Raw genomic sequence first — 13464 nt, 5'->3', positions numbered from 1 at the left:
GTGCCCGCCGGCCAGGGCCGGCGGGCGACTCCACGCCATCTAGGCCTGTCGAAGGGGAGACACTTCCACACAGGCCCGGCGGGACACCTCGCAATCGGGACCGAAGCAGAATGGTCGATGATGCAGCGCAAAAATATGGGACCTTGGGGCTACTAGTCGCCGCACGCGCCCCTGTGGTGGAGTGGCGGCCGTGCCGCTCCTGCCCCCGACCCGCGCCGCGCGCCTGTTCGCCATCGCACTGCTGCTGGCACTGGCGGGTTGCGGCACGCTGCCCCCCGGGCCGCCGGCGGATCGCGTGGCGAGCCAGGCCTACCAGGACACGGACGGCACGCGCATCGGCGCCGGCGCCAGGCGCCTCGCCGCGGCCCATCCGGGCCTGAACGGCGTGCGCGCGCTGCTGCAAGGGCGCGAGGCGTTCGTCGCGCGCTACGTCCTCGCGGCCGGCGCGGAGCGCAGCATCGACGTGCAGACCTACATCTGGCATCCGGACACCAGCGGCAACCTGCTGGCCGAGGCGCTGTGGAACGCCGCCGAACGCGGCGTGCGCGTGCGCGTGCTGCTGGACGACGCCAACACCGCGGGGCTCGACGAGATGATCGCGGGCATCGACGCGCATCCGAACATCGAGGTGCGGCTGTTCAATCCCTTCGCGAACCGGACGTGGCGGCTAGGCGATTTCGCCGTGGACTTCAGCCGGGTCAACCGGCGCATGCACAACAAGGCGTTCATCGTCGACAACGCCGCGGCCGTGGTCGGCGGCCGCAACATCGGCGACGAATACCTGGGTGCCGAGACCTCGGTGGCCTTCACCGACCTGGACGTGCTGACCATCGGACCGGTCGTGCCCGAGGTGTCCTCGGTGTTCGACCGCTACTGGAACAGCGCCTCCGCCTGGCCGGCTGCGGCGCTGCTCGCACCGCCGTCGCAAGGCACGCTGGAGGCCACCCGCCGCCACTGGGCGGAGCAACGCGCGCGCGCGGAGGCGATGCGCTACCTGGAGGCGGTGCGCAACCTGCCGCTGCTCGGGCAGCTCGTCGCCGGCACGCTGCCGCTGGACTGGGTGCAGGCGCGGGTGGTGAGCGACGACCCGGCCAAGGTGGTGCTGCCGCCCGACCGGCGCGAGGCGCAGCTGCTGCCGCACCTGCAGGAGGCCTTCGGCCAGCCCGCGCGCGAACTCCACCTGGTGTCGCCCTACTTCGTCCCGGGACGCGCAGGCACCGATGCCCTGCTGGCGATGGCAGCGCAGGGCGTGCAGGTTTCGGTGCTCACCAATTCACTGGCGGCCACCGACGTGGGACCGGTGTACTCCGGATACGCACGTTACCGTCTGGAACTGCTGCGGGGAGGCGTGCGCGTCTTCGAACTCAAGCCCGCGGCGGTGCCGCCCGGCACGAAAGACGAGGACGAGGTCAGGCGCGGCGGCCTGGGCGGCAGCACCGGAGGCAGTTCCTCGGCGAGCCTGCATGCGAAGACCTTCGCGGTGGACCGCAGCCGCATCTTCGTGGGCTCGTTCAACCTGGACCCGCGCTCGATCGCCCTGAACACGGAGATGGGCGTCGTGCTCGAAAGCCCCCAGCTCGCCGGCAAGCTCGCGAACGCCTTCCGCGATCCGATCCCGCAGGACGCCTACGAGGTGAGGCTGGAGAACGAGGAAGTGATGTGGATCGAGCGCACCCCGGCGGGCGAGGTGCGGCACACGAAGACGCCCGGCGTCGGTTTCCTGCGCAACCTGTGGATCGCTTTCCTCGCGGTGCTGCCGATCGAGTGGCTGCTGTGAGCGCTACTTGACGCTGTAGCCGCGGCCTTCCATGCAGGCGGCGAATGCGTTCGCGCCCTGGCTGGCGGCGGCGTTGGCCTGCGCCTGCTTCTGCCGCCCGCCGCGGACACCGCCGACCACCGCACCTGCGGCCGCGCCCTTGCCCGTGTCGCCGTCCGCGACCCCCGCGATCACCGCGCCCCCGACGGCGCCGCGCGCTGCGCCGCGTGCGACCTGGCCTTGCTGCGGCGGTGGGGCGGCCGGCGTCTGGCTGGCGGCCCAGGACTGGCATTCACCCGTGTCCTTCTGCTGCTGGCTGGCGCTCTGGCCCTTGGCGGGATAGACGGCCTGCGCCTGCGCGCCCGGCACGGCCAGGGCAAGCACGACGGCGGCGAGGAGGCAAAGACGGTGTTGCACGGACGGTCTCCTGGGATGACCGCTGCATTTCAGCGAAGGCGGCCGGCGCCGCCAATGGGACCAAAGTCCAAACCCTCAGAGCCGGTCGTGGATGGCGCTCTGGATGGCCTCGATCAGCATCGCGTCGTCCACGGGCTTGCGCAGGTAGGCCAGGGCGCCCTGGCGCAGCGTGCGCTCGCGTGTCTGCGGTGAATCGTCGCCGGTGATGATGATCACGGGCAGGCGCGTGCCGCTGCGCAGCAGCGCGCTCTGCACTTCCGTGCCGGTGAGGTTGGGCATGCGCACGTCCAGCACGACGCAGTCGGGGGTGTGGCGCTGCAGGGACTGCATGAACTCGAGGCCGGAGCCGAACATCTCCACGCCGAAGCCCGCCGAGCGGATCAGTCGCCCCAGCGCGCGACGCACCGACTCTTCGTCATCCACTACCGCAATGAGGGACGTGTCCTTGTGCATTGGCCGTGAAACTACGCGGGGGCAGCGGCACAGCCAATGAGACCTTGGTCGTAGGTAAAGTGAGACGCTTGCCGGTCATCCGAGCCAGGACATGCTGAAGCGCGCGCGCTCCACCATCCGCACCAGCTCCGCGACCGAGCGCACGTGCATCTTTTCCATGGCGCGCGCGCGATGCACCTTCACCGTCTTCTCCGCGGTGCCGAGGTCGGAGGCGATCTGCTTGTTCAGGCGGCCGTTCATCACGTGGTCCAGCACTTCGCGCTCGCGCGGCGTCAGGGTGGCCAGGCGCGTCTCGGTGGCGGCGCGCTGGCGTCCCGCCGCGCGGCGCACCGTGTCGTGCTGCAATGCCGTCTCGATGGCGCGCACGAGATCGTCCTCCTCCACCGGCTTGGTCAGGAAGTCGACCGCGCCGTTGCGCATGGCCTCGGCGCAGATCGGCACGTCGGCCGAACCGGTGAGGAAGATGACGGGCAGGCCTTCGCCGTCCGCCAGCAGCCTGCGCTGCAGTCCCGGGCCATCGAGGCCGGGCATGGACACGTCGAGCAGGATGCAGCCGTGCGCCTGCGGATCGTGGTCATCCAGGAAGCTCTCGGCGCTGCCATGGTCGACCGTTTCGTAGCCACGGCTGCGCAGCAGGCGTGCGAGGGCCGCGCGCACCGCAGGATCGTCATCCACGATGTGGACCTGCGCCGGTGCCTGCGCCAGGGCACCGGGCTGGCGTTCGCTCACCAGTCTCGTGTGTTCCATGATTTCCCCTTCTCCGACTCGACTTAACAACGCTTCTGTAAGAATTACGAATGTAGTGTAGAAGTAGACTTCGACCCGTCAAGAGGCGATCTCTTTATCCGGAAACACATCGTGCGGCGGGACCTGTGTGCAGACACGGGTCAAGGGAAGGCAGCCCCGGAAGGGCGAAAAAAAGAACGGGGACCCCCGGACCGTACCCGGGTCGTCCTGGAAGGGCATCCATGCGCGAAGCGGCCGGGCTCCATGTGCAATCCCCGGGACTCCCAGACCCGGCGTGGGCGCTGCTGCGCCTGGCCGCGCTCGTGGGCCTGGGCTACTACGTCGGCGCGCGCATCGGCATGGCACTCACCTTCGCGCCGATGCCGGTCGCGGTGCTGTGGCCGCCCAACTCCCTGCTTTTCGCCGCGCTCATCCTCACGCCCACGCGCTGGTGGTGGGCGGCGCTGGCCGGGGCGCTGCCGGCGCACCTGCTGGCGGAGCTGCAGGGCGGCGTGCCCCTGGCCATGGTGCTGGGGTGGTTCGCCAGCAATGTCACCGAAGCCGCCATCGGCGCGCTGATCGTGCGGCGCTACTCGGACTCGCGCGGGCTGCGCACGCTGCGCTCCGTGGTGGTCTTCTGCAGCGCGGCCGTGCTCGCGCCCTTCCTCAGCTCCTTCCTCGATGCCGGACTGGTGCGCGCGGTCGGCTGGGGCGAGGCCGATTTCGGGACGCTGTGGCAGGTGCGCTTCTTCTCCAACGTGCTCGCGGCCCTCATCTTCGTGCCCGTCATCCTCACCTGGAGCGCGCTGGAGCCGGTAATGCTGCGACAGGGCGGCCGGGCGCAGCTGGCCGAAGTCGCTGCCCTGGTCGCGGGCCTGCTGGCCGTCAGCGTCGTGGTCTTCGACTCGGGCATGTCGCCCAGCGCCGGCCCGCCCACGTTGCTGTACCTGCCCATCCCCTTCCTGATCTGGGCGGCCTTGCGCTTCGGCCCCGCGCTGACCAGCGCTGCCTATGCCATCGTCGCCTTCCTCGTGGTGTGGGGCGCGGCGAATGGCCGGGGGCCCTTCCACGCGGCGGCCCTGCTCTACGATGCGCTGCCCATCCAGCTGTTCCTCATGAGCCTGTCCGTTCCCCTGCTGCTGCTGGCCGCGGTGATCGAGGAAAGGCGCGCCTCCGAGCGCAGGCTGCGCGCCTCGGAGGAACTGTTCTCGACGGCTTTTCACCAGGGACCGGACGCCATCGCCCTGAGCAGCCGGGAGGACGGGCGCATCATCGAAGCGAACGCCCGCTGGCTGCAGCTCATGGGTTACGCGCCGGGCACGCGGGCGGACGCGGTCGCTCCGCTCATGGATCACCTGGACGACGCGAGCCGCCGGCGCGTGCAGGCGATGGCCGCCGACCCCCCGCACGGCGTGGACCTGGAGATCGCCACCCGCGACCGCCTCGGGCGGCAGCACGCGGCGCTCGTCGCCATGGCGGCAGTGGAGGTCGCGGGCGAGCCCTGCCACATCACGATCCTGCGCGACATCACGCAGCAGCGGCAGGCCGAGAACGACGCGCGCGACCAGCGCCGCCAGCTCACGCACCTCACGCGCGTCGCCTCCCTGTCGGACTTCTCCAGCACCATCGCGCACGAGCTGAACCAGCCGCTCACCGCGATCCTGGCCAACGCGCAGGCGGCGCTGCGCTTCCTGCAGCGCGATCCGCCCAATGTGACCGAGATCCGCACCATCCTGGACGACATCGCCGACGCGGACAAGCGCGCCGGGCTCCTGATCCACCACCTGCGCCTGCTGATGAAGAAGGGCGAGGAGGAATTCGTGCAGGTGGACATGAACCACCTGGTGCGCGACGTCCTGGACTTCATCCGCGGCGAGTTCCTGCTGCGGGGCGTCGAAGTCAAGACCAGCTTCGGCGGCGACCTGCCGCAGGTGCGCGGCGACCGCGTGCAGCTGCAGCAGGTGGTGCTCAACCTCGTGTGCAACGCCTGTGACGCCATGCAGGGCCAGTCGGCACGGCGCGTGCTGGGCATCGGCACCGAGCAGACGGCGGCAGGCGACCTGCAGCTGACCGTGACCGACACCGGCCCCGGCATCGCGCCGGACCGGCTGGAGCGCGTGTTCGACCCCTTCTACACGACCAAGGAGAGCGGCCTCGGCATGGGGCTGGCGATCTGCCGGCGCATCGTCACCGCGCACTCCGGCCTGCTGTCGGCGCAAAGCCGGCCGGGCGAGGGCGCCACCTTCCGCGTGGTGCTGCCCGCCGTGGTGGCAGGCGCGCAGGGCAATCACTTCGACGCGGGCTCCAGGCCGACCACCACGGCTTCGTGAAGGACGGCGACCACCTGGTCGCCCGCGCGCACGCCGACCAGGTCGGCCTGGTCCTGGACGCGGAAGTCGCCCACCCGCCCTTGCGGGCCTTTCAGCCGCACCGTCTGCGCGGCGCGATCCACCGCCAGCACCCTGGTGACGACCGTGGTGCCCAGCGCGACCGGCTGCCCAGGCTCGCTGCGCGCGCGCAACTCGCCCTCGACCTGCTCCTGCATCTGCCGGCCGCCGCGCTTGAGCGTGAGCACCATCGCGGCCACGTAGTCGACCTTCACGCGCTCGCCCACCTTGACCTGGTCCAGCCGGTCCACCTTGGGATCGATGCGATAACGGGCCAGGCCGCGCTCGCCCTTGAGCGTGAGCTGGCGCGCGGCGGGATCGATCGCGGCCACCGTGCCGACGGCACTGAGCCGCAGCGTCACGTCCTTCGCCTCGCCTGGCGTCGTCGCCGCCTGGGCCGCGCCCGCGCACGATGCAAGGAGGACGACGAGCGCCGCGCGGCGGCTCGGGAGTGCGTGGGGGGAGACCATGCGCCGCCTCAGATCAGCAAGCCCAGGACCGCCTTGAGCAGCGTCTCGAAGGGCACCGCCAGCAGCGCCACCGGAGCGAAGGGCACCAGCGTCGCGCCGGCCACCATCATCACGTTGGTGCGGTCCAGGGGCACGAAGCGCATCTCCTTGACCCGGTCCATCACCTGGTACAGGTCGGTGGCCGCCGAGAAATCGCCGCGGTCCAGGGCTTCGCGCTCGAGCTTGCGTCCGGGCGTGAACCACTCCTGCGCGAACTGCAGCCCGAAGGACGTGGCCAGCTGGCCGAACTGGCGCATGCCGCGGCGGCGCTCCGCCGCCAGACGCGGCGCGAACACGAGCAGCGGCGCGCAGAACAGCACCACGCTCACCGCCGCCGTGCCCAGGACGACGTACTTCATGCCCGTGAAGGACAGTCCGTTGTGCACCACCTGGTTGGCCACCGCGCCCGCCACGACCGCGCCCAGGGCTGCGGCGACATAGGTGAAGCCGCGCACCGAATAGCCGACGAAGCCCATGCCGCCGGCGCGATCGGGATGCTCCGGCACGATGGCGAGGTCCAGGCGCGCGACCTGCCACAGGAAGCGCGTCCACAGCAGCAGGCGCCACAGCCAGCCCACCACCAGCACCAGCAGCAGAGGCAGGCTCACCGTGGCGTACCACCAGCCGGCCGCCGAGAGCCGTTCCGGATTGGCGGCGCTGTGGTGCCAGAGCGGCAGCTGCGAAAGGGACAGCCCGTTGATCATGGAGACCACCAGCAGCAGCACCGTGCCGGCGACGGCGGCTTCGAGCCAGGCGCCGTCACGCAGCCTGAGGGTCGAGGCCACGATGCGGGTGAAGCCCTCGCGCGCGCTGGGCGAGATCGCGCACATCCAGCCGAAGCGCCCGGCGATCCGGCTCAGCTCGCGCCCGGCATAGAGGTCCGCGGCGAGCAGCAGCGGCCCGGCGATCCAGGAGCGCGCGAACGCGCCCATGTCGGCGAGGAACGCGATGCCGTCCGGGCGCGGCAGCAGCGTGCCCTCCAGCGCGGTGAACACGCACAGCGGCACCCAGGTGAGGAGCACGAACAGCAGGCAGCGGCGCGGGGTGAGCAGCCGCCCGGGGCGCAGCAGCCCCAGCCGTGCCTCCACCAGCATCGGCGGCCCTTCCATGAAGAGGCTGTCTTCCTCGGGGAGCGTGGCGACGGGGCTCGCGGGCGCCGGAGCCTCGGCGGCCAGGCTGGCCTCACGCAGCGTGTCCATGGCAGCAGGATCGCGATGGCGCCCCTGCGGGCCTATTGGACTTTTGTCCAACTGGCCGCGCCGCACTGCCGGGCCGAACATGCCCCGCATGCAAGTTGCCGTGCTCTGGTCCGTCATCGCCGCCCTCGTCCTGGCCAGCGGCGCCGCGCTGCTGCGCCAGTGGCAGCTGCTGCGCGGCGCGCGCGAGCGCGAGCGCCTGCTCGATCGGCAGCTTGCACACGCGTGCGGCTTCGCGCTGGCGGCACCCCTGGCCGCCGCGGGCCTGCAGGAACTCGGGCGCGCGCTGGACGCCATCCCCGACGCGACCGGCAACGACCAACTCGGCCACGTCCGCGAGAACGTGCGCGCGCTGATGGCACTGCTGCAGCCGCACGAGCGCAGCCGCGAGCCCTTCGACGCCAACGAGATGGCGCAGGACGCGTTGCGCCTGTTCGCGCCCGAGGGGCGCCGCCACGGCGTGGAGCTCGTGCTGCTGCCCTGCCCCGGCACCGCCGTGCTGGCCGGCGAACGCTCGGAGCTGCAGCTCGCGCTGCTGCAGCTCGTGGCCAACGCGCTCGAGGCCATGCAGGAGACGCCGCTCGCGCACCGGCGCGTCCTGGTCGCCACGCATCTCGTGGCCGCAGGCGTGCAGCTGCAGGTCAGCGACCGCGGCCACGGCCTGGGCGCGCGCCGCCCGGAAGCGCTGTTCTCTCCCTACTACACGTCGCGGCCCGGCCACATGGGGCTGGGGCTGAAGGTCGCGCGCAGGGTCGTGCAGGCGCACGGCGGCCGCCTCGAGGCGCGCCGGCGCGCGGGCGGCGGCGCCGTCTTCACCATGACCCTTCCCCGTGGCGTCGCGGCGTCGGCGACGCGGGCGGCGCACTCCACTTCCTTCACAGCCCCCTGCGTGGTCCAGCCATGAACGGAACCATCCACATCATCGACGACGACCCGTCGGTCCGCGGCGCGCTGCAGCGCATGCTGCTGGCGGCGGGCCACACGACGCGCAGCTACGCGGCCGCCGGCGACTACCTGCTGCCGCCGCCCGACCCGTCGCCGGGGTGCCTGCTGCTCGACGTGCAGCTGCCCGGCTTCAGCGGCCTGGACCTGCAGGATGCGCTGCCGCGGCATCCGGGCTACGAGCACCCGATCGTCTTCCTCAGCGGCGCCGACGACATCCGCGCCAGCGTGCGCGCGATGCGGGGCGGCGCGCGCGAGTTCCTCACCAAGCCCGTGGACCACGACGTGCTGCTCGCCGCCGTGCAGGACGCGATCCGCTACGACGTGCGGATGCGCACGCTGCGGCAGGAAACCGAGCTGGCCCGCGCCCGCATCGCAACCCTGGGCGAGCGCGAGCACCTCGTGCTCGAAGGCATCGCCGCGGGGCGCCTGCACAAGCAGCTCGCCGCCGACCTCGGCGTCAGCGAGCGCACCATCAAGGCCGACCGCGCGCGCATCATGCGCACGCTCGCCGTCGACACCTTGCCTGCCCTGCTGATGACGCTGCGCCACGCGCAGGACCACGTGTCCCACGTCCACTGACCGGAGACCGCCATGCGCCTGCCGCCCGCCGCCGCCCTCGCGCTCGCCTTCGCTCTGACCCTCAGCGCCGCGCCGCCGGCCTTCGCGCAGACAGAGGCGGGCCCTGCCATCGAACCCGAGGCCGTGGCCGCGCTCGCCCGCATGGGCCGCTACCTGCAGACGCTCAAGACCTTCAGCGTCAAGGGCGTGGCGAGTTCCGAGGAAGTGCTGCCGCAGGGGCTGAAGGTGCGCCACGACCTCACCTCCAGCATGGAAGTCGCGCGGCCGGACCACGTGCGCGCCGAGCAGACCAGCGACCGGCGCCATCGCCAGATCTTCTACGACGGCACGACCTTCAGCGTCTACAGCAAGTCCAGCGGCTACTACGCCCAGGCCCCCGCCGCCGGCACGATCCAGGAGCTCGGTGGCAAGCTGCAGGCGGACTACGCCGTGGGGCTGCCCCTGCTCGACCTCTTCGCCTGGGCGGACGACAAGGCCCCCAAGCCCACGCTGCAGGTGGCGCGCGTGGTGGGCCTGTCCACCATCCGCGGCATCGCCTGCGACCAGTACGTGTTCCGCCAGGGCGACCAGGACTGGCAGGTGTGGCTGCAGCGCGGCGGACAGCCGCTGCCGCGCCGCATCGTCGTGACCGCCACCGGCAGCGAGGCCCGGCCGCAGACCAGCGCGGATTACGACTGGACGATCAACCCGCCGCTGTCCGCCGCCACCTTCAAGTTCACGCCGCCGGCAGGCGCCGTCTCGGTGCCGCTGCAGCGCGTCAAGGAGATCGTCGTCCCGAAGCGCTGAAGCGGGTGCCGCATTGTCCCCGCGATGCCGTGCACAAGCAGCAGGGATGGATGGCCAGGGTGAGCCTGGACGGCACCAGCATCGGCCGCCTGCAGACCTGAGCCGCAGCGGGTGGGCGCGCCGGCTTTTTCCCGGCCGTGATTGGCTCTGCACCGCCGTCCTGGCCGTGCTGCCGCTGGCGGCCGCGGCACAGGCGCCGGCGCTGCCGGCCGTGCCCCCCGCATCGACCGCGCCGGAAACCCCGGGCACGCGTCCCAAGGTGTGCCTCGTGCTCTCCGGCGGCGGCGCGCGCGGCGCCGCCCACGTGGGCGTGCTCAAGGTGCTGGAGGACCTGCGCGTGCCGGTGGATTGCGTGGTCGGCACCAGCATGGGCTCCATCGTCGGCGCGGCGTACGCCTCGGGCGCAACTGTGCAGGAGATGGAGCAGGTGCTGCACCGGCTGAACACCCGGCTGCTGTTCAAGGACCTGCCGCCGCGCGAGGAACGCGCCGTGCGCCTGAAGCGCGACGACGCGCTGAACCTCGCCCCGGCCGAGATCGGCCTGGGCAGCGAAGGCCTGCTGCTGCCCAAGGGCCTGGTGTCCGGCGTGCAGCTCGAAGCCGTGTTGCGCGAGCTGAGCAAGGTGCGCGGCTACCGCAACTTCGACCACCTGCCGATTCCCTACCGCGCGGTGGCCACCGACCTCGTGAGCGGCAAGGCCGTCGTGCTGCGCGAAGGGGAACTCGCCACGGCCATGCGCGCGAGCATGTCCGTGCCCGGTGCGATCGAGCCGCTGCGCGTGGGCGGCCGCCTGCTGGTCGACGGCGGCCTCACGAACAACCTGCCGGTGGACGTGGCCCGCGCGCTGGGCGCGCAGGTGGTGATCGCGGTGAATCTGGGCACGCCGCTGCTCAAGCCGGAGGAACTCACTTCCATCATCGGCGTGACCAGCCAGATGGTGAACATCCTGACCGAGCAGAACGTGCAGGCCTCCCTGGCCAGCCTCAAGCCCACGGACATCCTCGTGCTGCCGGAGCTCGGCGGATTTTCCGCCGGCGATTTCGACCATCTGCCGGACACCGTCCCGAAAGGGGAGGCCGCGACGCGCGCGGTGGCGGCGCAGCTCGCACCCTACGCGGTCTCGCCGCTGGCGTATGCGCAGTGGAGCGCGCGCCGGCAGGCCGTGCCGCCGCCGGAAGCCGCCACCGTGGACGAGATCCGCTTCAACGAGCTGCAGCGCGTGAACCCGGAGATCGCCCGCCAGGTGCTGCAGACGCGGGAAGGCGTGGCGATCGACCAGAAAGTGCTCGATCGCGACATGCAGCGCCTGTACGGCACCGGCGACTTCGAGCACGTGAGCTACTCGCTGCTGGAGGAACCGGGCAAGCGCATCCTCGCGGTCGACGCGGTGGAGAAAAGCTGGGGCCCGAACTACCTGCGCGGTGGCCTGGGGCTGTCCACCGACTTCAGCGGCGACGCCTTCTTCAACCTGCTGGCCAGCTACCGCATGACCTGGCTGAATTCGCTCGGCGCCGAGTGGCGCATCGACGCCCAGCTGGGGCGCACCAGCCGGCTCTCCACCGAGTTCCACCAGCCGCTGCAGCGCGGCCCGGGCCTGTTCGTCGCGCCGCACGCCATGGTGCAGCGGCGCACCACCGACGTGTTCCAGGGGGACCAGCGCGTCGCGATCTTCGACGGCAAGGACGCCGCCGTGGGCATCGCGCTCGGCGCGCAGCTCACGCGCTATGGCGAGGTGCGCCTGGGCATCGAGCGCGCCCGCCACCGCTCCTCGCTGGATACGGGGCTGCCGGTCATCGATCCCTCGCGCGCCGACCTGGACACCACGCAGTTCACCCTGCGCGCCGTCCTGGACCAGCTGGACAACCTGAATTTCCCGCGTTCGGGCTACGGCGCGACCCTCGACCTGACGGCGGCCCGCAAGTCGGTGGGCAGCGATGCGGACTACACCCGGCTGCTGGCCTCGGGCAACTACGTGCACTCCTTCGGCGATCACACCTTCCAGGTCGGCGCCAAGCTGGGTCGCCGGCTGGGCAGCGACCCGCTGCCGCCCTCGGAGATGTTCCAGTTCGGCGGCTTCCTGCAGCTCTCCGGCCTGCCCACGGGCGCGCTGATCGGCGAAGACCTGCGCTTTGCCCGCGTCGTCTACTACAACCGCGTCGCGCGCTGGAGCCTGCTCGATGGCGTGTATGCGGGCGCTTCGCTGGAGATCGGGCGGATGGAGCGTTCGCTGCTGCCGGGGAACAACCTGGGCACCTTGCGCGCCGGCGCCTTGCTGCTGGGCGTGGACACGCCCATCGGGCCGCTGTACTTCGGCTACGGCCGCGCGAGCAAGGGCTTCGACAGCTTCTACCTGTTCCTCGGGCGGCCCTGAGTCTTCAGGACAGCGCCGCCGCGGCGGCGGCAAGCAGGTCCTCGGGATGCAGCATGGCTTCGCGCGCGCGGCGGGCCGTCTCGTACTGGTGCAGCACCGCGCGCAGGCGAGGCTCGCACAGCAGGCGCCCGAACAGCGGCGCAAGTTGCTCGTGTGCAGGCTGAGCTCCTTGCGCCAGCTCGCGCGCGAAGCCGAGGGTCTCCGGCTCCTGCAGCAGGATGGCGCGGGCTGCCGCCCCGAGCAGCGGCATGCGCTGTTCGCCGGCCGTGCAGGCATAGAAGACCTGCGGCGGCGCCAGCCCGTCGCGCGGCGCGAGGGCGCGCAGCGAAGCGCCGCGCACGCGCACGGCGGCCTCGGCGCTGGAGAACGCGAAGTCCTGATCCGCATCGACCGCGGACAAGCGCTCCAGGCCGGCAAGCAGGCGCGGCCAGTCGCCCGCCGCCGCCGAGGGCGCCGCCTTGCATTCGGCCAGCAGCACGATGTCGCAGGCGCCGCCTGCCTCGCGCAGCAGCGCGACGTCCCACTCGTCCTTGGCGCCGCGCGCAGCCGGTGGAAAGGCGCCGGCGGGACGCAGCCCTTGCACCGCGCGGTGGCGATGCGGGCCGGCCGCATCCAGCCAGCGCGCGAGCGTGGCGAAGGCCTGCAGTGTGTCCGCCTCCACGGCCTCGCCGGCGGCAGCCGCGGCGCGTCCACGCTGGACGGCGGCCTCGCTGCCGGCAACCGGCCCCTGGTCCGCCAGCAGCGCGAGGTAGCGCTGGACGGCGGCATCCCGGCGCAGGTGGGCCAGGCGCTCCAGCCGCGCGAGCGCCGGATCGGCGAGCACCGCTTCGAGTTGCGCACCGAGATCGGGGTGGGCAGCAAGCAGCGCCTGCGCGCCGACGCGCACCTGCGGCCAGCGCTGCGCGCGCACCGCGGCGTGCAAGCCGGCCAGGGCCTGCTGCGCAGCGCCGGGCGCCTGCCCGCGCAGCTTGCCCGGATGCGCGAAGGCGTCCACGCGCGCCGCCACGCGGCTGCGGTCCGCCCGCTCCTGCACAGCCAGCTCGGCGTACTGCGCCACCTGCGGCTGCTCCGCGCGCAGCACGGCGGCCTGCAAGGCCGCGTCGCCGTGCAGCGCGCGTGCGACCAGCGTGGCCAGGGACTGCGTGAACAGGTCCGCCAGCTGCGCATCGGCACCGCCGGTGCGCGCCGCCTCGATGGCGAAGGCCAGGGCCGCATCGGTCCCCCGTGCGGCCGCCCCCGCCGCTTCGGCGGGCAGCGGCGGCATGCGGTAGCGGCGCGGCGCCGCCTGCAGCGCCTCGAGCACGCGGCTGGCGGCGTCCGGAGGGCGCGGAGCCGGCGC

General features: G+C 72.1%; 12 protein-coding genes. 6 read left to right on the top strand and 6 right to left on the bottom strand.

The genetic code is table 11. The features are described from left to right. The first annotated feature begins 190 nt into the window (after positions 1-190). Positions 191-1777 (top strand): phospholipase D family protein, encoded by a 1587-nt coding sequence (locus AC3EGR_RS00060; RefSeq protein WP_488544376.1) that lies wholly within the window; start codon positions 191-193, stop codon positions 1775-1777. Positions 1778-1780: 3 nt separating this feature from the next. Here the strand turns inward: AC3EGR_RS00060 and AC3EGR_RS00055 are convergent, their stop codons facing one another. The 3 genes from AC3EGR_RS00055 to AC3EGR_RS00045 form a co-directional block, all read right to left on the bottom strand. Beyond that, complete coding sequence (locus AC3EGR_RS00055; RefSeq protein WP_488544375.1) at positions 1781-2173, bottom strand: hypothetical protein; 393 nt, start codon at positions 2171-2173, stop codon at positions 1781-1783. 75 nt (positions 2174-2248) lie between these two features. Then, on the bottom strand, positions 2249-2596 hold the full coding sequence (locus AC3EGR_RS00050; protein ID WP_488544374.1) for a response regulator transcription factor: 348 nt from the start codon (positions 2594-2596) through the stop codon (positions 2249-2251). A gap of 105 nt (positions 2597-2701) precedes the next feature. After that, positions 2702-3373 carry a response regulator transcription factor gene (locus tag AC3EGR_RS00045; protein ID WP_488544373.1) on the bottom strand — a complete coding sequence of 224 codons (672 nt, stop codon included), beginning with the start codon at positions 3371-3373 and terminating at the stop codon, positions 2702-2704. Positions 3374-3594: 221 nt separating this feature from the next. Between AC3EGR_RS00045 and AC3EGR_RS00040 the strand changes: the two genes are divergently transcribed. Beyond that, positions 3595-5682, top strand: coding sequence for an MASE1 domain-containing protein (locus AC3EGR_RS00040; protein ID WP_488544372.1), 2088 nt, complete (start codon positions 3595-3597; stop codon positions 5680-5682). Here the strand turns inward: AC3EGR_RS00040 and AC3EGR_RS00035 are convergent. After that, positions 5640-6209, bottom strand: a complete 570-nt coding sequence (locus tag AC3EGR_RS00035; RefSeq protein WP_488544371.1) for a hypothetical protein — start codon at positions 6207-6209, stop codon at positions 5640-5642. The two genes, AC3EGR_RS00040 and AC3EGR_RS00035, sit on opposite strands and share 43 nt — an antisense overlap. 8 nt (positions 6210-6217) lie before the next feature. Next, a complete protein-coding gene (locus AC3EGR_RS00030) occupies positions 6218-7447 on the bottom strand; it encodes a hypothetical protein (protein ID WP_488544370.1) in 1230 nt (409 codons plus the stop codon). Positions 7448-7526: 79 nt separating this feature from the next. On the opposite strand from AC3EGR_RS00030, the gene AC3EGR_RS00025 reads away from it, so the two are divergent. From AC3EGR_RS00025 to AC3EGR_RS00010, 4 genes are all read left to right on the top strand, one after another. Beyond that, on the top strand, positions 7527-8348 hold the full coding sequence (locus tag AC3EGR_RS00025) for a sensor histidine kinase (RefSeq protein WP_488544369.1): 822 nt from the start codon (positions 7527-7529) through the stop codon (positions 8346-8348). Next, a complete protein-coding gene (locus AC3EGR_RS00020) occupies positions 8345-8968 on the top strand; it encodes a response regulator transcription factor (protein WP_488544368.1) in 624 nt (207 codons plus the stop codon). Before AC3EGR_RS00025 ends, AC3EGR_RS00020 begins: the two co-directional genes overlap by 4 nt. Before the next feature lie 12 nt (positions 8969-8980). Next, positions 8981-9754: a DUF2092 domain-containing protein gene (locus AC3EGR_RS00015; protein WP_488544367.1), complete on the top strand. Its 774-nt coding sequence runs from the start codon at positions 8981-8983 to the stop codon at positions 9752-9754. 166 nt (positions 9755-9920) lie between these two features. Further along, positions 9921-12125, top strand: coding sequence for a patatin-like phospholipase family protein (locus AC3EGR_RS00010; RefSeq protein ID WP_488544366.1), 2205 nt, complete (start codon positions 9921-9923; stop codon positions 12123-12125). A gap of 4 nt (positions 12126-12129) precedes the next feature. On the opposite strand, the gene AC3EGR_RS00005 is transcribed toward AC3EGR_RS00010, so the two are convergent. Then, positions 12130-13464, bottom strand: a 1335-nt coding sequence (locus AC3EGR_RS00005) for a hypothetical protein (protein ID WP_488544365.1), incomplete at its 5' end; no start/stop codon positions are given.

This window comes from Ramlibacter sp. G4-7 (genome assembly GCF_057784995.1).
Note: the sequence above shows the minus strand (reverse complement) of the source record. Positions and strands in the feature narration are given on the sequence as shown.

Coding starts and splice junctions, on each gene's coding strand:
- AC3EGR_RS00045 (WP_488544373.1), bottom strand. CDS start 3,373: ATGGAACACACGAGACTGGTGAGCGAACGCCAGCCCGGTGCCCTGGCG.
- AC3EGR_RS00035 (WP_488544371.1), bottom strand. CDS start 6,209: ATGGTCTCCCCCCACGCACTCCCGAGCCGCCGCGCGGCGCTCGTCGTC.
- AC3EGR_RS00015 (WP_488544367.1), top strand. CDS start 8,981: ATGCGCCTGCCGCCCGCCGCCGCCCTCGCGCTCGCCTTCGCTCTGACC.
- AC3EGR_RS00025 (WP_488544369.1), top strand. CDS start 7,527: ATGCCCCGCATGCAAGTTGCCGTGCTCTGGTCCGTCATCGCCGCCCTC.
- AC3EGR_RS00040 (WP_488544372.1), top strand. CDS start 3,595: ATGCGCGAAGCGGCCGGGCTCCATGTGCAATCCCCGGGACTCCCAGAC.
- AC3EGR_RS00030 (WP_488544370.1), bottom strand. CDS start 7,447: ATGGACACGCTGCGTGAGGCCAGCCTGGCCGCCGAGGCTCCGGCGCCC.
- AC3EGR_RS00020 (WP_488544368.1), top strand. CDS start 8,345: ATGAACGGAACCATCCACATCATCGACGACGACCCGTCGGTCCGCGGC.